Here is a 24,662-nt window from a genome sequence, read left to right as displayed (position 1 = left end):
GTCGTCACGACCGTCGGTGCGATCGGCGCGGTCGCAGGGCTCGGTGCTGTCCGTACGGCTCGTCGTCAGAACCTTCAGTGAACTGTGCATCACCGTGGGCGCCCTGATCGTCCTGTTCGTCGCCTACGTCCTGCTGTGGACGGGGGTCAAGGCCACCGACGCGGCCGAGGGCGAGATCGAGACGCTCCACAGCCGCTGGGCCCAGGAGCCCGTGGCCCTTTCCCCCGGCCCCTCCCCGTCCCCGTACCGCGACGGAAAGCCCTTCGCGACGCTGCACATCCCCCGCTTCGGCTCCGGCTGGGAGTGGCCCGTCCTGGAGAACACCGAGGCCAGGACCTTGCAGAAGGGTCTCGGCCACTACAGCGGCACCGCCCGCCCGGGCGAGAGGGGAAACTTCGCGGTCGCCGGGCACCGCCGGACGTACGGAGACCCCTTCAAGGACTTCCCCCGGCTGCGCCCCGGGGACGCGGTGATCGTCAACGACGGCACGACCTGGTTCACGTACCGCGTCGCCAAGGAGCCCTACCGGACCGTGCCCACCGACACCGCCGTCGTCGACCCCGTCCCCCGCCGCTCCGGCTTCGAGGGGCCCGGCCGCTATCTGACGCTCACCACGTGCGAGCCCGAGTGGGGCAGCAGCCACCGGCTGATCGCCTGGGCGCACCTGGACGCGACGCGGCCGGTGAGCGAGGGCAGACCGCCGGCCCTCACCGGTTGACCCGCGCTTTTCCCCAGCTGACCCACGCCTCGGCCGCGGCACTCTAGTCTGGTGCGGGTACCGAATGGAGGGGTCAGCATGTACGGCTGGATCTGGCGGCATCTGCCGGGCAACGCATGGGTGCGTGGCGTCATCGCGCTCGTGCTGGTTCTGGCGGTCGTCTACGCGCTGTTCCAGTACGTCTTCCCCTGGGCGGAGCCGCTGCTCCCGTTCGGTGAAGTGACCGTCGACGGCGCGAGCGCCGGTGGGGCAGGAGCCGGGCAGTGAGCGCACGCATCCTCGTCGTGGACAACTACGACAGCTTCGTCTTCAACCTCGTCCAGTACCTCTACCAACTCGGCGCCGAGTGCGAGGTGCTGCGCAACGACGAGGTGACCACCGCCCACGCCCAGGACGGCTTCGACGGCGTCCTGCTCTCTCCCGGCCCCGGCACGCCCGAGCAGGCCGGGGTCTGCGTGGAGATGGTGCGACACTGCGCGGACACCGGCGTTCCGGTCTTCGGCGTCTGCCTGGGGATGCAGTCCATGGCCGTCGCGTACGGCGGTGTCGTCGACCGCGCCCCCGAGCTGCTGCACGGCAAGACCTCGCCCGTGGACCACGAGGGCAAGGGCGTCTTCGCCGGGCTGCCCTCCCCCTTCACCGCGACCCGCTACCACTCGCTCGCCGCCGAACCGGGCGCGCTGCCACCGGAGCTGGAGGTCACGGCCCGCACGGCGGACGGCATCATCATGGGGCTGCGTCACCGGGACCGGGCCGTGGAGGGCGTGCAGTTCCACCCCGAGTCGGTGCTCACCGAGTACGGCCACCTGATGCTCGCCAACTGGCTGGAGCAGTGCGGCGACCAAGGGGCCGTCGCGCGGTCGGCGGGGCTCGCGCCGGTGGTGGGCAAGGCCGCGGCGTGACCACCCGCCCCGAGGACGGCACCGGCCTTCAGGGCCCGTACGCGCAGGGTACGTACGGGGCCGAGGGCGCGTTTGTCGCGGCGGTGGACGGGCTCGCGGACCCGCTCAACGATCCGCTGCCGGGTCCGCTGCCCGACCCGCTCAACGATCCCCTGCCGGGTCCGCTCCAGGGTCCGCTGCCCGACCCGCTCAACGGTCCGCTGCCCGGGCAGCACGCCTCCCCGTGGTTCCGGAGCGAGGCCGTCCAGCAGGCCCCGGCCGGCGGGCTGCAGGACGCGGCGCCGCTGGAGGGGGTTGTGCCGCCGACGCCGGCGTACGGGGGGGCTCAGCAGCCGCAGGGGGACCCGGGCGAGTGGTACGACCCCGAGGGGTACCGACGGGACTGGTACGGCTCCCAGCAGGCCCCTGTGCCCCCTGCCGCGCCTTCTCCCGCGCCGCCCCCTGTGCCTTCTCCTGTGTCCTCTCCCGCAGTGGCCCCGGCAGTGGCTCCCGCAGTGGCTCCGGCCGACGAGACACTGGGGCTGCGGACCGCGGACACCCGCCGAATAGTGACGGAGCCGTACGAACGGTCCGCACGGTCCGACCCGGCTGAACGGTCCGAGTCGGCCGAGCCGGTCACCGGAGGGCGGGCCGAGCGGCGCCGGGCGGCCAAGGGGAGCGGCAGTCGCCGTACCGCCCCGGCGGCGGCGACGCCCTCCGCCCCCATGTCCCGGATGGAGGCGCGGCGCGCGGCGAAGGCGGCCAAGGACAGTCCGGCCGTGGTCGCCAGCCGGGCCGTCGGCGAGATCTTCATCTCGCTGGGCGTCCTGATGCTGCTGTTCGTCACCTACCAGCTCTGGTGGACCAACGTCCGGGCCGAGCAGATCGCCGGCAAGGAGACGAACAAGATCCAGGAGGAGTGGGCCAACGAGGCGGGCAAGCCCGGGGTGTTCGCGCCGGGGCAGGGCTTCGCGATCATGCACATCCCCAAACTGGACGTCGTCGTCCCGGTCGCCGAGGGCATCAACAAGGAGAAGGTCCTCGACCGGGGCATGCTCGGCCACTACGGCGAGGGCAAGCTGAAGACGGCGATGCCCGAGGACAAGCAGGGCAACTTCGCCGTGGCGGGCCACCGCAACACCCACGGGGAACCGTTCCGCTACATCAACAAGCTCACCCCCGGCGACCCGATCGTGGTCGAGACGAGGGACGCGTACTACACGTACGAGATGACCAGCATCCTGCCGTCGACCGTGCCGTCCAACATCTCGGTGATCGAACCGGTCCCGGTCGGATCCGGGTTCACCGAGCCCGGCCGGTACATCACGCTGACCACCTGCACACCGGAGTTCACGAGTACCTACCGGCTGATCGTCTGGGGCAAGATGGTCGACGAACGGCCGCGCAGCGAGGGGAAGCCCAAGGCGCTCGTGGGCTGAACATCATCACGACAGAGGCGGTGCGGTGACAGCGAGGACCGAGCACGACGAGCGGACCGACGCGTCCGCGCCCCCCGCGCCCCGGCCCAGCAGGCACCCCATCGCCACGGCCGTCAGTGTCTTCGGGGAGCTCCTGATCACCGCGGGCCTGGTGCTCGCGCTCTTCGTCGCGTACTCGCTGTGGTGGACCAACGTGCTCGCCGACCGCGAGGCCGACAGGCAGGGCGACACGGTCCGCAGCAAGTGGGCGGACGGGCCGGGCGCCCTGGACACCAAGGACGGCATCGGCTTCCTGCACGTCCCCGCCATGAAGAACGGCGAGGTGCTGGTCAAGAAGGGCACCGATCCCAAGACCCTGAACAACGGCATCGCGGGCTACTACACGGACCCGATCCCCTCCGCCCTCCCCTGGGACGACGAGGGCAACTTCACGCTGGCCGCGCACCGGGACGGCCACGGCGCCAAGTTCCACAACATCGACAAGCTGAAGAACGGCGACGCGCTCGTCTTCGAGACCAAGGACACCTGGTACGTCTACAAGGTCTACAAGTCGCTCCCCGAGACCACGAAGTTCAACGTCGACGTGATCCAGCCGGTCCCGGAGGAGTCGGGCGTCAAGAAGCCCGGCCGCTACATCACGCTGACGACCTGCACCCCGGTCTACACGTCGAAGTACCGGTACATCGTCTGGGGCGAGCTGGAGCGTACGGAGAAGGTCGACAAGGACCGTACGAAGCCGGTGGAGCTGCTCTAGCCGCTCGCTTCGAACGCCCGGCGGTACGACGAAGGGCCCCGGTCACCGTGGATGGTGACCGGGGCCCTTCCTCGCCTACCGGACGTGGCCCGCGGGCGGGTGGGCTACCTGCCCGACGGGCCTCCGAAGAGGCCGCCGCCGCCCTGGTCCCCTCCGCCGCCCTGGTCCCCTCCGCCGCCCGGGGTGGCGAAGATGTTGACCGCAGAGTTCTTGTCCACGGTCTCACCGACCCCCGGCTGCACGACGGCCACGATGGCCTTGTCGTCCTGCGACCCCTGGACGTTGCCGACCTGGAGGCCCGCCTCCTGGAGCTTCGCCTTGGCCTCGCCGAGCTTCATGCCCTGGATCGGCGGGACCTGGGTCGTCTCCGGAGCCGGCGGCTCCGGAGGGCCCTTGGATACCTTGAGGACGATCTGCGCGTCCTTGGCGTGCTTGCCGGGCTGAGGGGTCTGCTCGACGACGGTGTCCTTCGGCTCTTCGGAGTCGACGTCGGTCCGCGAGATGTTGGTGAAGCCGATGCCCCGCAGCTGCTGTTCCGCCGCCGCGAAGGTGCGGGTGCGCATGTCGGGCAGGTCCAGGGTCTCCTTCTTGGCGACCGTGATGGTCACCTCGGAGCCGTCCTCCGCCTCACTGCCGCCGTCGGGCTTCTGCTTGATCACCGTGCCCTCGGCCTTGTCGGACTCGACCGCGGTCACGTTGACCGTGAAGCCCTTGTCCTCCAGGGCCTTGCGGGCGCCGTCCTCGGACTTCTCCAGGACGTCGGGCACCTCGATCTTCGGCGCACCGGAGGAGACCTTGACCTCGACGGTCCCGTTCTCGTCCATCTCGCCGTTCTGCGGGGTCTGCGAGCAGATGTCGCCCTTCTCCTGCTGCTCGCACGGCTCCTCGCCGACGACCTTCAGGACGACCCCGGCTCTCTCGGCGAGCTGTTCCGCCTCCTTGACGGTGGAGCCGACCAGGTTCGGCACGGGGACCTGGTTGTCGTTGCCGGTGTCGCTGAAGACGGCCCGGCCGATCAGGATCGCGCCGATGAGCACCAGGATGCCCGCGATGACCAGCAGGATCGTCGAGGTGTTGCTCTTCTTCGGCTGCTGGCGGCGGCGGCCCGCGCGGTCGTCGTAGCCGTAGCCGCCGTCGTCCGGGTTGACCGGGGGCAGCATCGACGTCGGCGCGTTGTTCGGGTCGGCCGGACGGAGGGCGGTGGTGGGCTGGTCGGCGTTGTAGCCGTCGTAGCCCCCGTACCCCGCGGCGCCCATCGCCGCAGCGGCCGCGACCGGTCGGCCGTCGAGGCAGGCCTCGATGTCGGCCCGCATCTCGTCGGCGGACTGGTAGCGGTAGTCCGGGTCCTTGGTGAGCGCCTTCAGCACGATCGCGTCCATCTCGGGCGTGATCTCGGGGTCGAAGTTGCTCGGCGGCTGCGGCTCCTCGCGCACGTGCTGGTAGGCCACGGCGACGGGCGAGTCGCCGACGAACGGAGGTCGGACCGCGAGGAGCTCGTAGAGCAGGCAGCCGGTGGAGTACAGGTCGGAGCGCGCGTCCACCTGCTCGCCCTTGGCCTGCTCCGGGGAGAGGTACTGGGCGGTGCCGATGACCGCGGCGGTCTGCGTCATGGTCATGCCCGAGTCACCCATGGCCCGGGCGATGCCGAAGTCCATGACCTTGACCTGGCCGGTGCGCGTCAGCATGACGTTGGCCGGCTTGATGTCGCGGTGGACGATCTGGGCGCGGTGCGAGTACTCCAGCGCCTGCAGGATGCCGACCGTCATCTCCAGCGTGCGCTCGGGCAGCAACCGGCGGCCGGAGTGCAGGAGCTCCCGCAGGGTCGACCCGTCGACGTACTCCATCACGATGTACGGGATGGAGACCCCGTCGACGTAGTCCTCGCCGGTGTCGTAGACGGCGACGATCGCGGGGTGGTTGAGCGAGGCGGCCGACTGGGCCTCACGGCGGAACCGGGCCTGGAAGGACGGGTCGCGGGCCAGGTCGGCCCGGAGCGTCTTCACAGCCACGGTGCGGCCGAGCCGGGTGTCGTGGGCGAGGTAGACCTCGGCCATGCCACCACGGCCGAGCACCGAGCCCAGCTCGTACCGGCCGCCGAGGCGACGCGGCTCTTCCATAACTGTTCCAGCCCTCTCCGTCAGTCCTGACCGCACCCGTGTGTGTGGTCCGGCGGTGCGCTGTTCGCGCATACGCTACCGGGCACGCGATACGTGATCAGCCCGCACCCGTCAGCCGATATCCGACCGGTATCCGATGTCCGGTATGGGCGGGCGGCAGCCGTGACGGGTCTCACTGCTTGCCGTCGACGACCGCCTTCATCACGTCGCGCGCGATCGGGGCGGCCAGCCCGCCACCGGAGATGTCGTCCCGGTTGGCGTTGCCGTCCTCGACCACGACGGCGACGGCGACCGGGGAGCCGTTGTCGGTCTTCGCGTACGAGATGAACCAGGCGTACGGCTTCTCGCTGTTGTTCAGACCGTGCTGGGCGGTACCGGTCTTGCCGCCCACTGTGACGCCGGGGATCTGCGCTCTGGTTCCCGTGCCCTTCTCGACAACGGTCTCCATCATCTGCTGGACCTTCTGGGCGTTCTCCCCGGACAGCGCCCGGCCGAGCTCTTCGGGCTCGGCGGTGTAGATGTCGTCCAGGTTGGGCGCCTGGCGTTTGGCGACCATGTACGGCTGCATCAGCTTGCCGTCATTGGCGATGGCGGAGGCCACCATGGCCATCTGGAGCGGGGTGGTCCGGTTGGACGCCTGGCCGATGCCGGCCATGGCGTTCTGGGGCTTGTTGTCCTCGGGGTAGATGCTCGCGTCAGCGCGGACGGGGGTGAAGACTTCCTTGTTGAAGCCGAACTTGTCCGCCTGCTCGATCATCTTCTTGTTGCCGAGGTCGTCGCTCACCTTCCCGAAGACGGAGTTGCACGACACCCGAAGGGCCTCGCGCAGCGACGCGTTCTCACAGGGGATGTTGCCCTCGTTCTGCAGCGGGATGTTCGTCTGCGGCAGGGTCCAGGGCAGCGGCGACTCGGTCTTGGCGTCGATGTCGTCGTAGAGCCCGTTCTCCAGGGCGGCGGCGGCGGTGACGACCTTGAAGGTGGAGCCGGGCGGGTAGGTCTCGCGCAACGCCCGGTTGAGCATCGGCTTGTCCTTGTCCTTCAGGAGCTCCTGCCGGGCGTCCGAGTCCTTGAGCGAGTTCCCGGCGAAGACCGAGGGGTCGTACGACGGGGTGCTCGCGAGAGCCAGGATCGCACCGGTCTGCGGGTCCAGGGCGACGACGGCGCCCTTCTTCTCGCCGAGCCCCTTGAACGCGGCCTTCTGGGCGGCCCCGCTGAGGGTGGTGACGACGTTGCCGCCCTGCTTCTTCTCCCCGGTGAACATCGACATCGTCCGGTCGAAGAACAGCTGGTCGCTGTTGCCGGTGAGGATGCCGTCCTCGAGGTTCTCCAGCTGTGAGGAGTCGAAGGCCTGCGAGGAGTAGCCGGTCACGGGGGCCCACAGAGGCCCGTCCTTCCAGACCCGCTTGTACTTGAAGTCCCCGTCCTCGGTCTCGACGGAGCCGGTGATGGCCTTGCCGTCCACGATGATGTCGCCGCGCTCGTGGGCGTAGCGCTCGATCTGGACGCGGCGGTTGTACTTGTGGCTGTTCAGCTCGTCCGCACGGACGTACTGGAGCCAGTTGTCCCGGATCAGGAGGGCCAGGACGAGGATTCCGCAGAAGATCGCGATCCGGCGCAGCGGCTTGTTCACGGTCGGACCACCTGCGTCATCTCCGCGTCGGTCGAGGGCGCGGGCGTCGGAGCGGGGCGGCGTGCGGTGTCGCTGATCCGGATCAGGATGGCGATCAGGGCCCAGTTGGCCAGTACGGAGGAACCGCCCGCCGCCAGGAACGGCATCGTCATACCGGTGAGTGGGATGAGACCCATTACACCGCCGGCGACGACGAACACCTGGATGGCGAAAGACCCGGAGAGGCCGATCGCGAGGAGCTTGCCGAACGGGTCACGGGCCGCCAGCGCGGTGCGCACCCCGCGCTCCACGATCAGGCCGTAGATGAGGAGCACACCCATCATCCCGGCGAGCCCCAGCTCCTCGCCGACGGTGGCGAGGATGAAGTCGGAGTTGGCGGCGAAGCCGATCAGGTCGGAGTGGCCCTGCCCGAGACCGGTCCCGAGGGTGCCTCCGGAGCCGAAGGCCATCAGGGACTTGGCCATCTGCTCGCTCGCCGGCTCCACACCCCAGCCCGCGAACGGGTCGAGCCACGCGGTGACGCGCTGCTGGACGTGCGGTTCGAACGAGGCGACACCGACAGCACCGATCGCGGACATCAGCAGACCGAACACGATCCAGCTGGTGCGCTCGGTGGCGACGTACAGCATCACGACGAACATTCCGAAGAAGAGCAGCGAGGAACCGAGGTCGGTCTCGAAGACCAGGATCAGGATCGAGAAGGCCCAGACCATCAGGATCGGGCCCAGGTCGCGGCCTCGGGGCAGGTACAGGCCCATGAACCGGCGACTGGCCAGAGCCAGCGCGTCCCGCTTGACCATCAGGTAGCCCGCGAAGAACACCGCGATGATGATCTTGGCGAACTCGCCGGGCTGAAGCGTGCCGACCCCCGGGATCTTGATCCAGATCTTGGCGCCGTTCACCGCCGGGAAGAACATCGGCAGGATCAGCAGGAACAGCGCCACGACCATGGAGATGTACGTGTAGCGCTGGAGAATGCGGTGGTCCTTCAGAATGGCCAGGACCGCGACGAGCATGCCCACGCCGATCGCCGAGAACAGCAACTGCTTCGAGGCAGCGGGGGCGAAGGTCTTCAGGGACTGGAAACGTTCGGACTGGTCCAGGCGCCAGATGATCGCCAGTCCAAGGCCGTTCAGGAGTACAGCCAAGGGCAGCAGCAGCGGGTCGGCGTACTTGGCGAACCTGCGCACCGCGAGGTGGGCGACGCCGCCGAGCAGGGCGAGCCCCGCTCCGTAGCCGAGCATGCCCGACGGCAGCTCGCCGTTGAGGGCGAGGCCCACGTTGGCGTAGGCGAACACCGAGATGGCGACGGCGAAGATGACGAGCGCCAGCTCGGTGTTGCGGCGGCTCGGTGCGTCGATCGCGCCGATGGTGGTCGTGTTGGTGACAACGCTCATGGTGCTGAAGGCCCCCTACGGCTTACTGCTTACCGCACTGCGGGACCAGCTTCTTCTCTTCCTCCGAGAGGCTGGGGCCGGGAGTGGGAGTCGCGGTGTTCGGCTTGGTCCCCGTGGTGGGGGGAGTGGCGGAAGTCTCGGCCTCGGCCGCGCGGCGCTGCGCGTCCTTCTTGCAGGCGGATGCCTGGGCGGCCAGCTCGTCGACCTTCTTGCGGGCGTCGGTGATGCTGCCCTCGGCGATCGTCGCCTCGACCTGCTTGCGCTGGTACGGCGGCAGGTACTTGAGCTCGATCTCGGGGTGGTTCTTCTCGACCTTGGAGAGCGAGATCCAGGCGAGGTCCTGGCTGATGCCGCGGAACAGCGCCACGTTCTCGTTCTGCGCGCCGACGTAGAACTGGGTCTGCGTCCAGCGGTAGCCGCCGTAGAGGCCGCCGCCGATCACGCCGAGGATCAGCACGGTGAAGACGGAACGCTTGAGCCACTTACGGCCGCCGCGCGGCTTGGCCAGGTCGTCGTCCGTGTAGGAGTCGTACGAGCCGTCCGGCATGGAGCCGTAGCCGGAGTCACCGCTACCGGGTGGGCCGAAGCCGCTCGAGGGGGGCGGGACGGGGCGGCCGAGACCCGCCGCGCGGCCGGCCGGGGTCTGCATGGCCCCGCCGTCGTTCAGCACTGCCTGGTTCTCCGCGACCGCGCCGACGACGACCGGGGTGTCGCTGAGACGGCCGGCCAGGGTGTCGTTGTTGTCGACGTCCAGGACGTCGGCCACGATGCAGGTGATGTTGTCGGGGCCGCCGCCGCGCAGAGCGAGCTGGATGAGCTCCTGGATGGTCTCCTGCGGGCCCTGGTAGCTGGCCAGGGTCTCTTCCATCGTCTGGTGCGAGACCACGCCGGAGAGGCCGTCGGAGCAGATCAGATAGCGGTCACCGGCGCGGACCTCGCGGATGGAGAGGTCCGGCTCGACGTGGTCGCCGCTGCCCAGCGCCCGCATCAGCAGGGAGCGCTGCGGGTGGGTGGTGGCCTCTTCCTCGGTGATGCGGCCCTCGTCGACGAGGCGCTGCACCCAGGTGTGGTCCTGGGTGATCTGGGTCAGGACGCCGTCGCGCAGCAGATACGCGCGGGAGTCGCCGACGTGCACCAGGCCGAGCCGCTGGCCGGTCCAGAGAAGGGCGGTGAGCGTGGTGCCCATGCCCTCCAGCTGGGGGTCCTCCTCGACCATGACGCGCAGCTGGTCGTTGGCCTGCTGCACGGCGGTGGCCAGGGAGGTCAGGATGTCCGAACCCGGGACGTCGTCGTCGAGCTGGACGAGCGTGGAGATCACCTCGGAGCTGGCGACCTCCCCGGCCGCCTGGCCGCCCATGCCGTCGGCGATGGCGAGCAGACGGGGTCCGGCGTAGCCGGAGTCCTCGTTCCCCTCCCGGATCATGCCTTTGTGCGATCCGGCGGCGAAGCGCAGGGACAGACTCATGCGCACCTGCCCCGTCGACGCCGCGTCGGGGTACAGCCTGTCTCGAGCCACACTGCCCACCCTCCGGTCGGGAACCGGGCAGCGTCCGTCGTCCTGGCCGCCGCGGCTCGCTCGCTCCGCTCGCTCATTGTCGTACTACTTCCGCAGCTCGATGACGGTCTTGCCGATACGGATCGGCGCGCCCAGCGGAACAGGCGTCGGGGTGGTGAGCCGGGTCCGTTCCAGATACGTGCCGTTGGTGGACCCGAGATCCTCCACGATCCACTGGCCGTCCCGGTCCGGGTAGATCCTGGCATGCCTGCTGGACGCGTAGTCGTCGTCCAGCACGATCGTTGAATCGTGGGCCCGACCCAAAGTGATGGTCTGGCCCTGGAGCGCGACCGTGGTGCCCGTGAGGGTGCCTTCGGACACGACCAGCTTCGTGGGTGCCCCGCGGCGCTGGCGCCCGGGCTGCTGGCGCTGCTGGGGCGGCGCCGCTTGTTGTTGTTGGCGGCCCGGTTGCGGGCGCGCGTCGGCGGCAGTGCGGCGTGAGCCGCGCTGCGTGACGCGCGTTCCGAACAGGTCGCTGCGGATGACCTGGACGGCCACGATCACGAACAGCCACAGAACAGCCAGGAAACCTAGCCGCATGACCGTCAGGGTCAGCTCTGACATTGCCCCCGCTTCACCCTTCGGCTTGCCGGTAAACGATGGTGGTGCTTCCCACGACGATCCGTGAGCCGTCGCGGAGCGTAGCGCGGGTGGTGTGCTGCCCGTCCACCACGATGCCGTTGGTGGACCCGAGATCCTGGATCGTCGAGGGCGTTCCGGTCCGGATCTCACAGTGCCGGCGCGATACGCCGGGGTCGTCGATCCGCACGTCGGCGTCGGTGGATCGTCCCATCACCAACGTCGGGCGGGAAATCTGATGGCGGGTGCCGTTGATCTCGATCCAGCGCCGCACCTGGGCGTCCGGCAGGGCGCCGGGCCCGGCCGGCGGGCGCCGGTCGCTCGTGGCGGCCGCGGGCCGCACACCGCCGGGCGGCGGGGCCGCGGGCATCGGCGGAGCGGCGGCCGGGGGGTACCCGTAGCCACCGGGGGCCTGCGGGGCGGCGGGCCGCCCGGGGGCAGGCCGCTGGGCGTGATCGGGCTGGTCCAGCTGTGACGAACTCGACGCCAGGGTGCGGCTGCGCACCCGGTAGAGACCGGTGTCGAGGTCGTCGGCCTTCTCCAGGTGGACCTTGATCGGCCCCATGAAGGTGTAGCGCTGCTGCTTGGCGTAGTCGCGCACCAGGCCGGACAGCTCGTCGCCCAGCTGGCCCGCGTACGGGCTGAGCCGCTCGTAGTCGGGAGTGCTGAGCTCGACGATGAAGTCGTTGGGGACGACGGTCCGCTCGCGGTTCCAGATCGTCGCGTTGTTGTCGCACTCCCGCTGGAGGGCTCCCGCGATCTCCACCGGCTGCACCTCGGACTTGAAGACCTTGGCGAAGGTGCCGTTGACCAGCCCTTCGAGGCGCTGCTCAAAACGCTTCATGACCCCCATGGGGCACCTCCTCCGGTGTCATCGTCCCTGTACTGCTTACTGATCGTATCCACGCGTCGGGAAATCGGCTGGTTCCCCTTCTCTGCCCTGTGGATGAGTGTCACCCCTCACACGGATCGTAGAGGTGGCCTCCGCACAGTGTCCCGCACACGCGATGCTCTCTGGAGGAGTGGGGGCGGCTGCTCCGCGTTCCCGTTTCCCCTACCGGGATCGGCGAAACAACGGATGTGAATCCACCCTGTCCAGCGTGCTAATCTTCCGGATGTCGCCAGGCGCTCGCACCACACAGGTGAGAGAGAGTCTGGAAGCACCACTCTTGCGCGAGTGGCGGAACGGCAGACGCGCTGGCTTCAGGTGCCAGTGTCCTTAGGGACGTGGGGGTTCAAATCCCCCCTCGCGCACAACTGTGGGTCACTTGTGACCCCAAGGTTGATATGAGATGCAACCCCCGCTTCGGAGAGATCCGGAGCGGGGGTTCTTCGTTGTTGCGTCGTCGGTTCGCCGGCCGGCTGTGTCGGCGGTGGGGCGGCGGGGTAAACAGGGCGTGCGGTCGGTATGCCCCGCCGGAGCGCTGGGGCGCTCGCTGGAGCGGTTTCCGGACAGACCGATGGTCTGCGAGGCGGCGTACATGCATACGCTGACCGCAGAGGCTGGATCGACGGCTGCTCGGCAGTGAAGGGCTGAGCGCACAGAACGTCCCGGAGGCAGGAAATGGCGAAGCAGGCTCGCGCGGTGCAGACGTGGCGGTCGATCGTGGATGCCGCGGCGAGTGTCTTCGACGACTACGGCTACGAGCGCGCCGCCATTTCGGAGATCCTCCGCCGGGCCAAGGTGACCAAGGGGGCGTTGTACTTCCACTTCGCGTCCAAGGAGGCCATCGCGCAGGCGATCATGGACGAGCAGACCTCCACGGTCGATTTCGCCCAGGACGGATCGCCGCTCCAGTCGCTGGTGGACGGCGGCCAGCAGTTCGCCTACGCCCTGCGCCACAACGCGATGGCGCGCGCCGGGACCCGCCTCTCCATCGAGGGTGTCTTCCTCGGCGGGCCGCACCCCTGGGGCGACTGGATCGACGCGACGGCCCGGATGCTGGAGCTGGGCAAGGAGCGGGGCGAGGTGCTGCCGCATGTCGATCCGATGGTGTCGGCCAAAATCATCGTGGCTTCGGTCACCGGTATCCAGCTGATATCGGAAGCCGACTCCGGGCGAGCGGATCTGCGCGAGCAGGTCGCCGAGATGTGGCGCCATCTTCTTCCGTCGATCGCCCACCCCGGGGTCATCGCTCACATCAAGCCTGAGGGCCGGGTGGATCTCGCGGCCCAGGCGCGCGAGAAGGCGGAGCAGGCCGAGCGGGAGGCCCGGGAGATCGCCGCCGCCGCGGAGGCGGCCCGTGGGGCCGCTCCGGCCGGCCGGAGCGGTGGGGGCGGCCCGCGCGGCGGTGGGGCGGGTCGCGGTACGCGGGACCAGCCCGAGGGGGAAGGCACCGACGAACCTGCCGGGGCCGAGCCCGAGGTCGGGGCGACGGCGACGGCGGGCGGGTGGATCTGACCGGGCGGGGCCGTGCCATGCCGTGCTTCGTTTCACGTGAAACGTCCGGTTGCTGACGACTGACAGCTGACAGCTCAGGGCCGCGGAACTCGATCGAGTTCCGCGGCCCTGCTTCTCGTTGTGGCGGTACCTGTCGGATCAGGCGGCGAGGCGGGTGGTGAGGGCCTTGGCCTTCTGCCTGGCCTCGTCGAAGGCCTTGGCGCGGCGCGGGAAGCCTCGGCGAGCGGGATCAGCTCGGCCATCGAGGGCTGCGAGTGGGCGAGGGTCAGCTCCGGAACGATGAAGTCCACCTCGGGCGGAGAACATGCTCGTGAGCGGCTTCTCGAAGTAATTCTGGACAAACTCGAAGTCCTCGCGCGGGGTGCCCGGCGCGTACGAGCCCGCGGAGCCCCGCGGGAGGACGGCGGAGTCGAGGTGCAGAAGCGTGGCCATGGGGATCTCCACGGAGAGCGAAGGGGGGTGGGTGGCGGCGGATGACGGGCGTCACCGGGGCGGTCGGCCTGGCCTGGTGATCCGTGACGTCGACGCGGGGCCGCCGCTGCGCGTCGGGTACCGCCTCACCGAGGTCGGCGCCGCGATGGAGCCGGCGCTCAAGGAGCTCGGGCAGTGGGCGGACACGTACCTCGCGGAACCGGAGCCGGGGCACCGGCTGCTGAGGGCCTTTGACCGGTGCTGACGGCCGTGGGGGAACGGGGGTACGGTCGTGCTCGGTCGGAGAGTTGACGAGACGGGGGAGGCGACGCTCCATGGGCGTCATCGAAGGCGTGAGCGGCGTGGGGGCGGACCTCGGTGAAGGGGCGGCTCCGGAACAGCGGGTCCCGGGGGCGGAGCCCCGTATACCTGTCGTGCCCGGGTTCGCCCGGCGCGGGGAGACGGGGTCACCGAGGGCGGCGGGCAAGGCGCTCCGCGGCCGGGTTCCGCGCTCCGCGCACCGTTCGCTGGTCCTGCCGTCGGGGCGTCCCGACGCGGTGCTGGCCGTCGAGGAGTCCAACCGGGGCCGGGTGCCTGGGCTCGCGCCGATCCGGGTGGGGCGGATGGCCGCCTCGCCCTTCGCCTTCCTGCGCGGCTCGGCCGGGCTGATGGCCCACGACCTGATGGGGACCCCGGTCACCGGGGTCGGCGCCCAGCTCTGCGGCGACGCCCATGCCGCCAACTTCGGTCTCTACGGCGATGCCCGGGGCAACCTCGTCATCGACCTCAACGACTTCGACGAGACCGTCTTCGGTCCCTGGGAGTGGGACCTCAAGCGGCTCGCCACCTCGCTCGTGCTGGCCGGCCGGGCCGCCGGGGCGGACGAGGACACCTGCCGCAAGGGCGCCTTCGACACCGTGGGCGCCTACCGGCGCACGATGCGGCTGCTGGCTCGGCTGCCCGCCCTAGACGCCTGGAACGCCATCGCGGACGAGGAGCTCGTCTCGCACACGGACGCCCGCGATCTGGTCGGCACCCTGGAGAAGGTCTCGGAGAAGGCCCGCAGGAACACCAGCGCCCGGTTCGCCGCCCGGTCCACGGAGGACTGCCTCGACGGCGGGCGGCGCTTCGTCGACGCCCTGCCGGTGCTGCGCCGCGTGCCCGACGCGGAGGCCGCGGCGGTCGCGGCGGGGCTCGGCGCCTATCTCTCCACGGTCTCCGAGGACCGGGTGCCCCTGCTGGCGCGGTACGCCATCCACGACGTGGCGTTCCGCGTGGTCGGCACCGGCAGCGTCGGGACCCGTTCGTACGTGGTGCTGCTCCTCGACCACCGTGGGGAGCCGTTGGTCCTCCAGGTGAAGGAGGCGCGTCCGTCGGCGCTGGCCGCCTATCTGCCGGCGGCCGGCTTCGAGGCGCCCCAGGAGGGCCACGAGGGCCGTCGGGTGGTGCTCGGCCAGAAGCGGATGCAGGTGGTCAGCGACATCCTGCTCGGCTGGACGGACGTGGACGGCAGGCCGTACCAGGTACGCCAGTTCCGCAACCGCAAGGGCAGCGTGGACCCCGCCGCGCTCACCGTAGAACAGGTCGACGACTACGGCCGGATGACCGGGGCCCTGCTGGCCCGCGCGCACTCCCACAGCGCCGATCCCCGGCTGCTCGCCGGCTACTGCGGTAAGAGCGACGAACTCGACGCGGCGATCGCCGACTTCGCGGTGGCCTACGCCGACCGTACGGAGGCGGACCACGCGGAGCTGGAGCGGGCGGTCAAGGCGGGGCGGGTGGCCGCCGAGCGCGGGATATGAGGGCGTCGCGGTGACCTGGTCCGGCCCGGCATCCAGCTCCGCCGGGCCCGGGCCGGGGACCGTGCGGTACGGGGCGTGCGGCCGTGGCCATACGCTGGACGGGTGACCCACGAAGCCGCCGGGGTGCCTCCCACCCGGAACGATGATGACCGGCAGGACGACGACCGGCCCGCCGAGCCGCAGCCCGCACCGGAAGCCCAGGACGCACCGGCCTCTCCGGCCTCTCCGGCCTCTCCGGCCTCTCCGGCCTCTCCGGCCTCTCCGGCCTCTCCGGCCTCTCCGGCCTCTCCGGCCTCTCCGGCCTCTCCGGCCTCTCCGGCGGGGGACGCCGGGGCGGCCGGTGACCCGCAGGACGCCGCTCCTCGTCCCGAGGCGCGGCTGGCCAAGGCCGTGCAGGCCGCCGAGCAGGCGCTGATCGAGTTCGAGATCGCGGTGGAGACCTTCCGGGTGGAGGTCGAGAACTTCTCCCGGCTGCACCACCAGAAGCTCGGCCCGATGTACGCGCGCCTCGACGAGCTGGACGCGCAGATCGCCGAGGCACGGGCCGCGAAGACCGGTGACCCCGAGGACCTGCGCAAGGCCAAGGAGGCGCGGGACATCGTCATGCCGATGCCCGGGGTCGACGAGCTCTTCCACGACTGGATGGACTCCGACGGGCTCTCCCCCGAGGCGTCCGCCATGCTCACCGAACAGCCGGTGCGGCCGCCGAAGCGGGTCAGGCCGAGCGAGGAGGCCCGCAAGCTCTACCGCGAGCTGGCCCGCAAGGCCCACCCGGACCTGGCCCAGGACGAGCCGGAGCGGGAGCGCCGGGACGAGTTCATCACCCGTGTGAACGCCGCCTACGGGCGCGGTGACGTCGAGCTGCTCAAGGAGCTGGCGGCCGAGTGGGCGGCGGGCCCGGCCCAGCCGCTCGCCCCGCTCAGCGAGAGCGAGGAGCTCTACGCCCGGCTCGAGTGGCTCAGCAGGCGCAAGGAGTTGCTCACGGTGCTCGCCAAGGAGCTGGAGGAGGGCGCGATCGGCTCGATGCTCCGGATGGCCCCGGACGACCCGGACCAGCTGCTGGAGGACATCGGGGAGCAGCTGCTGGGCGAGGTGTCCCGGCGTGAGGCCGAGCTCGCGGAGATGGTGCAGTAGCGTTCCCGGTGACTTGTGGGGGGTCTCCGGCGGACCCCCGGCCCGCGTACGTACGAGAGAAGGCATAACCCATGAATCTCGCCCCGCTGCCCTCGGTGGACGTCGCTCAGGTGCCGTCGGACGGCCTGGTCCTGGACGTCCGCGAGAACGACGAGTGGGCGGCCGGTCATGTCGAGGGCGCGCTGCACATTCCGATGAGCGACTTCGTCGGCCGGTTCGGTGAGCTGACGGAGGCCGCCGGGGACGGCCGTCGTGTCCATGTGATGTGCCGGGTCGGGGGCCGGTCCGCCCAGGTCACGCAGTACCTGGTCCAGCAGGGGATCGACGCCGTGAACATCGACGGCGGCATGCTCGCCTGGGACGGGGCCGGGCGCCCGATGGTGACGGACGACGGGGCCTCGGCTTTCGTCCTCTGACGCCCGCCCCGATCTTTTCGGGGGCGTCAGGCCAGTGGGTGGGCGGCCAGCAGGTCGCCCAGCGCCTCCTCATGGGCCGCCGCCGGGCCGAGGGAGAGCTCGATCTGCTTCGCCCAGGCGTGGAAGCGGTGGAGCGGGTAGTCGGTGTCCGCGCCGAAGCCGCCGTGCAGGTGCTGGGCGGTCTGGACGATGCGGCGCACCCCGTCGGAGGCCCAGATCTTCGCCACGGCGATGTCGCCCGCGGCGGGCAGCGGGCCCCCGGCACAGGTGGAGAGCCGCCAGGCGGCCTGCCAGAGCGTCACCTCCATGGCCCGCAGGTCGATGTACCGGTCGGCGGCCTGCACCGCGACCGCCTGGAACGTGGCGACGGGAAACCCGAACTGCTCGCGCTTTCCGGTGTATTCGGCGGTCATCGCGAGCACCCGCTCGCCCAGGCCGAGCGCCAGCGCGCAGGTCCCCGTGGTGAGCAGGTCCCGCAGCCGGTCCCAGGCCCCGGGCGTGTCGATCAGGTCACGTGCTTCCAGGCGCACGCCGTCGAGCCGGACCTCCGCCAGGCGTTCGCCGCTGGTGGAGACCTGGTCCGCGAGGGTGACGCCCTGGTGGGTGGGGTCCACGAGGGCCAGGACGGCCCGGCCCTCGCCGGTGTGGGCGGGGACGGCTATCCGGTCGGCCACCTGGGCCCAGGGGACCGCTGACTGCACGCCGTCCAGCACCCAGCCCGAAGGGGCGGCCCCGGTGCCCTCCGGCCGTGCGGTGACGGCGAGTTCGGCCGGGCCGTGGCCCGTGCGTCCGTTGGCCCCGACGGTCAGGACCAGCTCGCCTCTGGCGGCCCGGGGCAGCAGCTCGGCCGCGAGGCCGCTCTCCCCGTACCGCTCGACGGTCATGGCGACCGCGCAGCTCTCCAGCAGCGGGACCCTGGCCAGGACCTTGGCCGACTCGCGCAGGACCAGGAAGAGCGCGACCGGGCCGAGCCCGGCGCCGCCGTACTCCTCCGAGAGCGTGAGGCCGAGCAGGTCCGAGCTCGCGAGCTCGGACCACAGCCGGCGGTCGATGTCCTCGGCCACGGCCCCCGGCGTGAGGGCGGGGCTGGGCACGCTGTCGGGCGCGACGCCGGAGAAGACCGCTCGGGCCGCCTCCACGGCTGCCTGCTGTTCCTCGGTGAAGGTGAAGTCCACTGTCCCGGCCTCCCGTTGGCGGTCCCTGGCGGGCCGTCAAGATAGAACAGGTTCTAGGAGAAGGGAACAGGTTCCACGGGAACGGGGCGTCTCCTACGGGAGGGACCGTCGTCAGCGGTCGAAGTCCAGCTCCACCGCCGGGGTGAGCGGATGCGACTGGCAGGCCAGCACGAAGCCCGCGTCCGTCTCCTCCGGCTCCAGCGCGAAGTTCCGCTCCATCCGGACCTCTCCCGATACCAGGAACGCCCGGCAGGTCCCGCACACACCGCCCTTGCAGGCGTACGGAGCGTCCGAGCGGCTCCGCAGCACCGTTTCCAGCAGTGACTCCGTGTCCTGGACGGGCCAGCTGCCGGAACGGCCGTGCAGGGTGGCCGTCAGCGTGGCGTCGGAGGGCGCGGCGACCTTGAGGACCGTGACATCGGACGGGCCGTCGTCGACGTGGAAGATCTCCTGGTGGACCCGGGTCCGGTCGACGTCCAGCGCGCGCAGGGCCTTCTCCGTCCCGCGTACGAGACCGAGCGGGCCGCACAGGAACCAGCCGTCCACCTCCGCCACCGGAAGCACCGCCGGCAGCAGGGCCGTGAGCCGCTCGGTGTCCAGGCGGCCGGAGGGAAGCCCGGCCGACTGCTCCTCCCGGGAGAGGGCGGTGATCAGCTGGAAGCGATCCGGATAGCGGTCCTTGAGGTCGGCCACCTCGTCCAGGAACATCGTGGAGGCCGCCGTGCGGTCGCTGCGGATCAGGCAGAACCGAGCCTTCTCCTCCCGCGCCAGGAGGGTGGCCGCCATCGACAGCACCGGCGTGATTCCGCTGCCGCCGACCACCGCCGCGAAGAGGCCCGGACGCGGCTCCAGCACGAAGCGGCCCATCGGAGGCATGGCCTCCACCTGGTCCCCGACGGACAGCTCCTTCAGGGCGTAGGTGGAGAACGCCCCGCCCTCGACCCCGCGGATGCCGACCCGGACCACCGGGTCGGCGGGCTGTTCGGTGGCCGGTGCGCAGATCGAGTACGAACGGCGGATCTCCTTGCCGTCCACGCTGTAGCGCACGTTCAGATGCTGGCCGGGGGCGTGGCGGAAGACCTCGCGGAGCTCGGCCGGCACGGCGAAGGTCACGGCCACCGCATCGTCCGTGATCCGTTCGATCGCGCTGACCCGGAGCGGATGGAACATCTACAACTCCTTGAAGTGGTCGAACGGTTCGCGGCAGGCGACACAGCGGCGCAGGGCCTTGCACGCCGTGGAGGAGAACCGGCTGAGCAGCTCCGTTTCGGTGGAGCCGCAGTGCGGGCAGCGCACCGAGAGCGTCAGGGGCACGGGGCCGCCGTCGGCGCTGTGGGCGCGCGGGGGCGCTATGCCGAACTCGGCGAGCTTGCGGCGGCCCTCGGCGCTGATGTCGTCGGTCGACCAGGCCGGTGCGAGCACCGTGACCACGGAGACCTCGGGCACGCCGTTCTCGTGCAGCACCCGCTCGATGTCGGCGGACATGGCCTCGATCGCCGGGCAGCCGGTGTACGTCGGAGTGAGCCGTACGGTCACCCGGCCCGGGCCCTCCACGTCCACGCCCCGCAGGACGCCGAGCTCGGCCAGGGTCAGCACCGGGAGCTCGGGGTCCGGGACGGAACCGGCGAGGGTGCGCAGCTCCGCCTCCAGCGGGGTGTCGGTCACCATGACGCCCCCGGGTGGCTGCGGTGCAGGTGCTGCATCTCGGCGAGCATCCGGCCGAACGACTCGGTGTGCACGCCCTGCCGCCCCGCGCCCGCCGTCCAGGCGCCGGTCCGCGGCCCGGTCGGCAGCGTCAGCGTGGCCCGCTCCACGGTGCCGGTGACCGCGGAGAGCCATGCGTCCTCCAGCTCCTGCGGATCGACGCCGGAGCCGGTGGCGTCCAGTCCTTCGACGGGCTGGAACATCTCGCCGGTGAAGCGCCAGAGCGCCTCCAGGCCGGCCTGCATCCGCTCATGGCTCTCGGCGGTGCCGTCGCCGAGCCGCAGGGTCCACTGCTCGGCGTGGTCGCGGTGGTAGGCGACCTCCTTGACGGCCTTCGCCGCGAGGTCCGCGAGCTCGCCGCCCCCGGCCGCCAGCCGCTCGTACAGCAGGTGCTGGTAGACCGAGAAGTACAGCTGCCGGGCGATGGTGTGGGCGAAGTCCCCGTTGGGCTGCTCGACCAGCTGGAGGTTGCGGAAGGCCCGCTCCTCGCGGAGGTAGGCCAGCTCGTCCTCGTCACCGACGAGGGAGAGCAGCACCCGCGCCTGCCCCAGCAGGTCCAGGGCGATGTTGGCGAGCGCCACCTCCTCCTCCAGGACGGGGGCGTGGCCCGCCCACTCCCCCAGCCGGTGCGAGAGCACCAGCGCGTCGTCGCCGAGGGCGAGGGCCGCGCTCACAGGTGCTTCACCCCGTCCGGGATCTCGTAGAAGGTCGGGTGGCGGTAGGGCTTGTCCCCGGCCGGCTCGAAGAACGAGTCCTTCTCGTCGGGCGAGGAGGCGGTGATCTGGGTGGAGGGGACCACCCAGATGGAGACGCCTTCGGAGCGCCGCGTGTAGAGGTCGCGCGCGTTGCGCAGGGCCATCTCGGCGTCGGGCGCGTGGAGGCTGCCCGCGTGGGTGTGGGAGAGCCCGCGCCGCGAGCGCACGAACACCTCCCACAGCGGCCAGTCGGTCGAGCTGCTCATGCCGTCTCCTCCACGTGCTGCGCCTGCTGTGCGTCCGGTACTGAGGGGGTGTGCTTGGCGGCGTACGCGGCTGCCGCGTCCCGGACCCAGGCGCCCTCTTCGTGGGCCCTGCGCCGCTGGGTGATCCGCTGCTCGTTGCACGGGCCGTTGCCCTTGAGGACCTCCTGGAACTCCGTCCAGTCGATCGCGCCGAAGTCGTGCTGGCCGCGCTCCTCGTTCCACCGGATGTCGGGGTCCGGCAGGGTCAGGCCCAGCGCCTCGGCCTGCGGCACGCAGATGTCCACGAAGCGCTGGCGCAGCTCGTCGTTGGAGTGCCGCTTGATCTTCCAGGCCATCGACTGCTCGGAGTGGGCCGACGCGTCGTCGGGCGGGCCGAACATCATCAGGGAGGGCCACCACCAGCGGTCCACCGCGTCCTGGGCCATCGCGTGCTGGGCCTCGGTGCCGCGGCTGAGGGCGAGCAGCAGCTCGTACCCCTGGCGCTGGTGGAAGGACTCCTCCTTGCAGATGCGGACCATCGCGCGGGCGTAGGGGCCGTAGGAACAGCGGCAGAGCGGCACCTGGTTGGTGATGGCCGCACCGTCCACCAGCCAGCCGATCGCGCCGACGTCGGCCCAGGTCAGGGTGGGGTAGTTGAAGATCGACGAATAGCGCTGGCGGCCGGCGTGGAGCTTGTCGAGCAGCTCCTCGCGGCTGGTGCCCAGCGTCTCGGCCGCGCTGTAGAGATACAGGCCGTGGCCGGCCTCGTCCTGGACCTTGGCCATCAGGATCGCCTTGCGGCGCAGCGAGGGCGCGCGGGTGATCCAGTTGGCCTCGGGCTGCATGCCGATGATTTCCGAGTGGGCGTGCTGGGCCATCTGGCGGACCAGAGTGGCGCGATACGCCTCGGGCATCCAGTCGCGCGGCTCGATGCGGTCGTCGGCCGCCACGGCCGCGTCGAAGACCGCGAGGCGTGCCGCGTCCGCAACGTCCGGTGCCGTGCCCGCGGTCCGCCCTGCCGCTTCTGCCGTGCCTGAGGTGCTCTGCGTCTTCTGGTCCGCAGTCACTGCCGCCATCCCGGGCTCCCTACCGACCGATCGTTCGGTTCATTGACTTCAATGGTCGGTCGGAGGCCCGTAGGGTGTCAACCCTGTGGATAACCCAGTGGTGATCGATCGTGAGCGGGGCGGGATGGATGCGGACCACGACGGGAGCCCCGGGCACGGGGATTCCGGCAGCGTGCACGAGGACGTCCGGCCGCAGGCCGTGAGCCGCGCGCACCCCGAACCGGACGCTCCGGGACCCGAAGCGGAGGCTCCGGAGGCCGTCCCGGATCCCCCCGGGGCCGGCGTCGGCATAGCCGGCCTCTCCTTCGGCTACCAGGTCGTCGCCGCCCTGGCCCTCTCCCTCATCGGGCTTCTGGCCTGCGCACAGGTGGCGATGGTCTTCCTGCATGTCGCCCCGTCCAACACGCTGACCAAGCAGCACGGCAAGACGATCGACGACTGGATCTACCCCGAGTTCGAACAGAACTGGAAGCTCTTCGCCCCCAACCCGCTCCAGCAGAACATCGCCGTCCACGTCCGGGCCGAGGTGGCCGGGGCCGACGGGCGCCGCACCACCGACTGGATCAGCCTCACCGACGCGGACGCCGACGCGATACGCGGCAACCTCCTCCCCAGCCATGTGAACCAGAACGAGCTCCGCCGGGGCTGGGACTTCTACGTGAACTCGCACGACGACCGGAACAAGCCCAACGGGCTGCGCGGCGACCTCTCCGAGCGCTACATCCGGCGCATCGCGATGCTGCGGCTGAGCGGGGTCGACCTGGGCGGCACGGTCGAGCGGATCCAGATGAGGTCGGCCAGCAGCCTGATCCCCCCGCCCTCGTGGTCCACCGACAAGGCCGACACCCGCCCCGGCTACCGTGTACTCCCCTGGTGGTCCGTGACCCCCGACGACCTGCCCGCACCGCGTGACGCGGCACGCGCCGAGGAGGGGGACAAGTGACCACCACCCCGCCCACCGCACCCCCGTCCGGCCGGTCCGCCCCCGCTCCGGGCCCCGGCTCTCCGGCCCCCGGGGCCCCGGACCGGATCGCCGCCGCCGGGACCGTTCTGGCCCGCGCCATCCAACGCGTCACCGCATCGGCCCTCGGCCCGTACCAGAGCGCCGTCATCCGGATCGGCTTCGCCGCCACCTACCTGTTCTTCCTGGTGCGCGAGCTGCCGCACCGCCATGAGCTGTACGGCCCCGACAGCCCGTGGCACTGGGACCTGGCCCGGCAGCTCACGGCCGGGAACGACGCCTTCTCCGTCCTCCTCTGGTCGGACAGCGTCCTCTGGTTCGAGGTGGTGTACGCGCTCACCGTGCTGTCCGCCGCCGGTCTGCTCCTGGGGTGGCGCACCCGGACCATGTCGGTCCTCTTCATGGTCGGCGTGCTCTCCGTACAGAACCGCAGCGTCTTCATGGGCGACGGCGGCGACAACGTCATCCATCTGATGGCGATCTACCTCGTGCTGACGCGATGCGCCCAGGTCTGGTCGCTGGACGCCCGCCGTACGGCCCGCGACGCGGAGCGCGGCGCGCTGGGCCTGCCGCCCCGGCGGGACGCCGTGGGTCCGGTGCTCTGGGCGGTCCTCGGCCCGGTCCTGCTGGGAGCCACCCTGATGGGCGGCCTCGGCGGGACCTGGTGGCTCCCGGTGCTGCTGTGGATCCTCTGGCTCTCCGCCGCCGCCTGGTGGGCCGCGAACCGCTTCGCGCCCGGCGGGCAGCCGCGCGCCCTGCTCGACGTGCTGGCCAACCTCGCCCACAACGCCACGCTCGTCGTGATCATGATCGAGGTCTGCCTGATCTACGCGACCGCCGGCTGGTACAAGATCCAGGGTTCGCGCTGGCAGGACGGCACCGCGCTCTACTACCCGCTCAAGCTCGACTACTTCGCCCCGTGGCCCGCCCTCTCGGACGTGCTCGCCTCCAGCGGGCTGATGGTGATGGTGCTGACGTACGCGACGGTCATCGTCCAGGTCGCGTTCCCTTTCACCCTGTTCAACCGACGACTCAAGAACGTCCTGCTGGTCATCATGATCGGCGAGCACGCGGGGATCGCCCTGCTGCTCGGGCTGCCGTTCTTCTCGATGGCGATGATCGCGGCGGACGCGGTGTTCCTGCCGACGGTCTTCCTCGTCTGGCTGGGCGGCCGGGCCGCGTTGGGCCGGCAGCGGCTGCTCACGCGGCTGCCCCTGCCCTCCCGGTCCCGACGGCGGGAGAGGGAGACGGAGCTCCCCGGTGCACGGACGGCACCCGAGGCGGGCCGCCCGGGCGGCGAAGACCGCAGCGGTACGGGCGATGGCCACGGCGGTACGGGGGAGGCCCCGCCGCATGGCACCGGCGGGGGCCATACGCTCGTCGGGTGAGCAGCGAGACCGGCATTACCCCAGAGCCCGCGCCCGTGGACCCCGTCCCGGCGGAGCCCGTCCAGTACGACGACGGCTACGGCCAGGAGATCGGCGTCGGGCCGCACCCGCTGCCCTGACCGCAGCGGTACGGGCGATGGCCACGGCGGTACGGGGGAGGCCCCGCCGCATGGCACCGGCGGGGGCCATACGC

24 protein-coding genes, 1 tRNA gene and 2 pseudogenes are annotated in these 24,662 nt (G+C 70.8%); 14 read left to right on the top strand and 13 right to left on the bottom strand.

The window, feature by feature from the left end:
• The first annotated feature begins 46 nt into the window (after nucleotides 1–46).
• From AMK21_RS06760 to AMK21_RS06740, 5 genes are all read left to right on the top strand, one after another.
• Nucleotides 47–718, top strand: coding sequence for a class E sortase (locus AMK21_RS06760; RefSeq protein WP_073875634.1), 672 nt, complete (start codon nucleotides 47–49; stop codon nucleotides 716–718).
• A gap of 78 nt (nucleotides 719–796) precedes the next feature.
• Entirely contained in the window at nucleotides 797–985 is a 189-nt protein-coding gene (locus AMK21_RS06755) for a hypothetical protein (RefSeq protein WP_018513898.1), read from the top strand.
• Entirely contained in the window at nucleotides 982–1,620 is a 639-nt protein-coding gene (locus AMK21_RS06750; protein WP_073875134.1) for an aminodeoxychorismate/anthranilate synthase component II, read from the top strand. Before AMK21_RS06755 ends, AMK21_RS06750 begins: the two co-directional genes overlap by 4 nt.
• On the top strand, nucleotides 1,617–3,038 hold the full coding sequence (locus tag AMK21_RS06745; RefSeq protein WP_073875132.1) for a class E sortase: 1,422 nt from the start codon (nucleotides 1,617–1,619) through the stop codon (nucleotides 3,036–3,038). Before AMK21_RS06750 ends, AMK21_RS06745 begins: the two co-directional genes overlap by 4 nt.
• Nucleotides 3,039–3,063: 25 nt before the next feature.
• On the top strand, nucleotides 3,064–3,792 hold the full coding sequence (locus tag AMK21_RS06740; protein ID WP_030563108.1) for a class E sortase: 729 nt from the start codon (nucleotides 3,064–3,066) through the stop codon (nucleotides 3,790–3,792).
• 104 nt (nucleotides 3,793–3,896) lie between these two features.
• On the opposite strand, the gene pknB is transcribed toward AMK21_RS06740, so the two are convergent.
• The 6 genes from pknB to AMK21_RS06710 all read right to left on the bottom strand — a co-directional run bounded on the left by pknB (nucleotide 3,897) and on the right by AMK21_RS06710 (nucleotide 11,923).
• A complete protein-coding gene (gene pknB / locus AMK21_RS06735; RefSeq protein ID WP_073875130.1) occupies nucleotides 3,897–5,909 on the bottom strand; it encodes a Stk1 family PASTA domain-containing Ser/Thr kinase in 2,013 nt (670 codons plus the stop codon).
• Between the two features lie 172 nt (nucleotides 5,910–6,081).
• On the bottom strand, nucleotides 6,082–7,539 hold the full coding sequence (locus AMK21_RS06730; RefSeq protein ID WP_073875128.1) for a peptidoglycan D,D-transpeptidase FtsI family protein: 1,458 nt from the start codon (nucleotides 7,537–7,539) through the stop codon (nucleotides 6,082–6,084).
• Complete coding sequence (locus AMK21_RS06725; RefSeq protein ID WP_073875126.1) at nucleotides 7,536–8,936, bottom strand: FtsW/RodA/SpoVE family cell cycle protein; 1,401 nt, start codon at nucleotides 8,934–8,936, stop codon at nucleotides 7,536–7,538. Before AMK21_RS06725 ends, AMK21_RS06730 begins: the two co-directional genes overlap by 4 nt.
• 22 nt (nucleotides 8,937–8,958) lie before the next feature.
• Nucleotides 8,959–10,401 (bottom strand): Stp1/IreP family PP2C-type Ser/Thr phosphatase, encoded by a 1,443-nt coding sequence (locus AMK21_RS06720; RefSeq protein WP_073875124.1) that lies wholly within the window; start codon nucleotides 10,399–10,401, stop codon nucleotides 8,959–8,961.
• Between the two features lie 135 nt (nucleotides 10,402–10,536).
• The gene (locus AMK21_RS06715; RefSeq protein WP_073875122.1) at nucleotides 10,537–11,055 is read right to left on the bottom strand and encodes an FHA domain-containing protein FhaB/FipA; all 519 of its coding nucleotides are present in this window, start codon (nucleotides 11,053–11,055) and stop codon (nucleotides 10,537–10,539) included.
• Between the two features lie 10 nt (nucleotides 11,056–11,065).
• Complete coding sequence (locus AMK21_RS06710; RefSeq protein ID WP_073875120.1) at nucleotides 11,066–11,923, bottom strand: FhaA domain-containing protein; 858 nt, start codon at nucleotides 11,921–11,923, stop codon at nucleotides 11,066–11,068.
• 318 nt (nucleotides 11,924–12,241) lie between these two features.
• On the opposite strand from AMK21_RS06710, the gene AMK21_RS06705 reads away from it, so the two are divergent.
• Nucleotides 12,242–12,324: transfer RNA gene (locus AMK21_RS06705), tRNA-Leu, on the top strand.
• Between the two features lie 310 nt (nucleotides 12,325–12,634).
• Nucleotides 12,635–13,471 (top strand): ScbR family autoregulator-binding transcription factor, encoded by an 837-nt coding sequence (locus AMK21_RS06700; RefSeq protein WP_073875118.1) that lies wholly within the window; start codon nucleotides 12,635–12,637, stop codon nucleotides 13,469–13,471.
• A gap of 138 nt (nucleotides 13,472–13,609) precedes the next feature.
• Here the strand turns inward: AMK21_RS06700 and AMK21_RS06695 are convergent.
• Nucleotides 13,610–13,879: pseudogene (locus AMK21_RS06695) on the bottom strand (FMN-dependent NADH-azoreductase); the annotation flags it as partial.
• 85 nt (nucleotides 13,880–13,964) lie between these two features.
• Here AMK21_RS06695 and AMK21_RS06690 point away from each other — a divergent pair.
• The 4 genes and pseudogenes from AMK21_RS06690 to AMK21_RS06675 all read left to right on the top strand — a co-directional run.
• A pseudogene (locus AMK21_RS06690) lies at nucleotides 13,965–14,147 on the top strand (winged helix-turn-helix transcriptional regulator); the annotation flags it as partial.
• Nucleotides 14,148–14,217: 70 nt separating this feature from the next.
• Nucleotides 14,218–15,684, top strand: coding sequence for a DUF2252 domain-containing protein (locus tag AMK21_RS06685; protein WP_234421846.1), 1,467 nt, complete (start codon nucleotides 14,218–14,220; stop codon nucleotides 15,682–15,684).
• Between the two features lie 102 nt (nucleotides 15,685–15,786).
• On the top strand, nucleotides 15,787–16,818 hold the full coding sequence (locus AMK21_RS06680) for a J domain-containing protein (protein WP_073875116.1): 1,032 nt from the start codon (nucleotides 15,787–15,789) through the stop codon (nucleotides 16,816–16,818).
• A 71-nt stretch (nucleotides 16,819–16,889) separates the two neighbouring features.
• Nucleotides 16,890–17,234 (top strand): rhodanese-like domain-containing protein, encoded by a 345-nt coding sequence (locus AMK21_RS06675; protein ID WP_073875114.1) that lies wholly within the window; start codon nucleotides 16,890–16,892, stop codon nucleotides 17,232–17,234.
• A 26-nt stretch (nucleotides 17,235–17,260) separates the two neighbouring features.
• Here AMK21_RS06675 and AMK21_RS06670 read toward each other — a convergent pair whose 3' ends face one another.
• The 6 genes from AMK21_RS06670 to paaA form a co-directional block, all read right to left on the bottom strand.
• Complete coding sequence (locus tag AMK21_RS06670) at nucleotides 17,261–18,409, bottom strand: acyl-CoA dehydrogenase family protein (protein ID WP_073875112.1); 1,149 nt, start codon at nucleotides 18,407–18,409, stop codon at nucleotides 17,261–17,263.
• A gap of 111 nt (nucleotides 18,410–18,520) precedes the next feature.
• The gene (locus tag AMK21_RS06665) at nucleotides 18,521–19,579 is read right to left on the bottom strand and encodes a 2Fe-2S iron-sulfur cluster-binding protein (RefSeq protein ID WP_073875110.1); all 1,059 of its coding nucleotides are present in this window, start codon (nucleotides 19,577–19,579) and stop codon (nucleotides 18,521–18,523) included.
• Nucleotides 19,580–20,077 carry a 1,2-phenylacetyl-CoA epoxidase subunit PaaD gene (gene paaD / locus AMK21_RS06660; protein ID WP_018513915.1) on the bottom strand — a complete coding sequence of 166 codons (498 nt, stop codon included), beginning with the start codon at nucleotides 20,075–20,077 and terminating at the stop codon, nucleotides 19,580–19,582.
• A complete protein-coding gene (gene paaC, locus AMK21_RS06655) occupies nucleotides 20,071–20,787 on the bottom strand; it encodes a 1,2-phenylacetyl-CoA epoxidase subunit PaaC (RefSeq protein ID WP_073875109.1) in 717 nt (238 codons plus the stop codon). The genes paaD and paaC overlap by 7 nt, the downstream gene beginning before the upstream one ends.
• Nucleotides 20,784–21,074, bottom strand: a complete 291-nt coding sequence (paaB, locus tag AMK21_RS06650; protein WP_015609784.1) for a 1,2-phenylacetyl-CoA epoxidase subunit PaaB — start codon at nucleotides 21,072–21,074, stop codon at nucleotides 20,784–20,786. The genes paaC and paaB overlap by 4 nt, the downstream gene beginning before the upstream one ends.
• Nucleotides 21,071–22,129 (bottom strand): 1,2-phenylacetyl-CoA epoxidase subunit PaaA, encoded by a 1,059-nt coding sequence (gene paaA / locus AMK21_RS06645; protein WP_073875107.1) that lies wholly within the window; start codon nucleotides 22,127–22,129, stop codon nucleotides 21,071–21,073. The genes paaB and paaA overlap by 4 nt, the downstream gene beginning before the upstream one ends.
• A gap of 115 nt (nucleotides 22,130–22,244) precedes the next feature.
• Between paaA and AMK21_RS06640 the strand changes: the two genes are divergently transcribed.
• Genes AMK21_RS06640 through AMK21_RS36600 form a run of 3 tightly spaced genes read left to right on the top strand, consistent with a single transcriptional unit; the run spans nucleotide 22,245 to nucleotide 24,588 of the window.
• Complete coding sequence (locus tag AMK21_RS06640) at nucleotides 22,245–23,063, top strand: DUF5819 family protein (RefSeq protein ID WP_079181108.1); 819 nt, start codon at nucleotides 22,245–22,247, stop codon at nucleotides 23,061–23,063.
• A complete protein-coding gene (locus AMK21_RS06635; RefSeq protein WP_073875106.1) occupies nucleotides 23,060–24,469 on the top strand; it encodes an HTTM domain-containing protein in 1,410 nt (469 codons plus the stop codon). Before AMK21_RS06640 ends, AMK21_RS06635 begins: the two co-directional genes overlap by 4 nt.
• On the top strand, nucleotides 24,466–24,588 hold the full coding sequence (locus AMK21_RS36600) for a hypothetical protein (RefSeq protein ID WP_267893899.1): 123 nt from the start codon (nucleotides 24,466–24,468) through the stop codon (nucleotides 24,586–24,588). The genes AMK21_RS06635 and AMK21_RS36600 overlap by 4 nt, the downstream gene beginning before the upstream one ends.
• Nucleotides 24,589–24,662 lie beyond the last annotated feature (74 nt).

The organism is Streptomyces sp. CB00316 (assembly GCF_001905595.1).
In the GTDB taxonomy this organism is placed as follows: Bacteria; Actinomycetota; Actinomycetes; order Streptomycetales; family Streptomycetaceae; genus Streptomyces.
Note: the sequence above shows the minus strand (reverse complement) of the source record. Positions and strands in the feature narration are given on the sequence as shown.

What these genes read in the sequence shown, in the direction of transcription:
- AMK21_RS06755 (WP_018513898.1), top strand. Translation starts at nt 797, where the DNA reads ATGTACGGCTGGATCTGGCGGCATCTGCCGGGCAACGCATGGGTGCGT.
- pknB (WP_073875130.1), bottom strand. Translation starts at nt 5,909, where the DNA reads ATGGAAGAGCCGCGTCGCCTCGGCGGCCGGTACGAGCTGGGCTCGGTG.
- AMK21_RS06725 (WP_073875126.1), bottom strand. Translation starts at nt 8,936, where the DNA reads ATGAGCGTTGTCACCAACACGACCACCATCGGCGCGATCGACGCACCG.
- AMK21_RS06720 (WP_073875124.1), bottom strand. Translation starts at nt 10,401, where the DNA reads ATGAGTCTGTCCCTGCGCTTCGCCGCCGGATCGCACAAAGGCATGATC.
- AMK21_RS06715 (WP_073875122.1), bottom strand. Translation starts at nt 11,055, where the DNA reads ATGTCAGAGCTGACCCTGACGGTCATGCGGCTAGGTTTCCTGGCTGTT.
- AMK21_RS06710 (WP_073875120.1), bottom strand. Translation starts at nt 11,923, where the DNA reads ATGGGGGTCATGAAGCGTTTTGAGCAGCGCCTCGAAGGGCTGGTCAAC.
- AMK21_RS06700 (WP_073875118.1), top strand. Translation starts at nt 12,635, where the DNA reads ATGGCGAAGCAGGCTCGCGCGGTGCAGACGTGGCGGTCGATCGTGGAT.
- AMK21_RS06685 (WP_234421846.1), top strand. Translation starts at nt 14,218, where the DNA reads ATGGGCGTCATCGAAGGCGTGAGCGGCGTGGGGGCGGACCTCGGTGAA.
- AMK21_RS06675 (WP_073875114.1), top strand. Translation starts at nt 16,890, where the DNA reads ATGAATCTCGCCCCGCTGCCCTCGGTGGACGTCGCTCAGGTGCCGTCG.
- AMK21_RS06665 (WP_073875110.1), bottom strand. Translation starts at nt 19,579, where the DNA reads ATGTTCCATCCGCTCCGGGTCAGCGCGATCGAACGGATCACGGACGAT.
- paaD (WP_018513915.1), bottom strand. Translation starts at nt 20,077, where the DNA reads ATGGTGACCGACACCCCGCTGGAGGCGGAGCTGCGCACCCTCGCCGGT.
- paaB (WP_015609784.1), bottom strand. Translation starts at nt 21,074, where the DNA reads ATGAGCAGCTCGACCGACTGGCCGCTGTGGGAGGTGTTCGTGCGCTCG.
- paaA (WP_073875107.1), bottom strand. Translation starts at nt 22,129, where the DNA reads ATGGCGGCAGTGACTGCGGACCAGAAGACGCAGAGCACCTCAGGCACG.
- AMK21_RS06640 (WP_079181108.1), top strand. Translation starts at nt 22,245, where the DNA reads ATGGATGCGGACCACGACGGGAGCCCCGGGCACGGGGATTCCGGCAGC.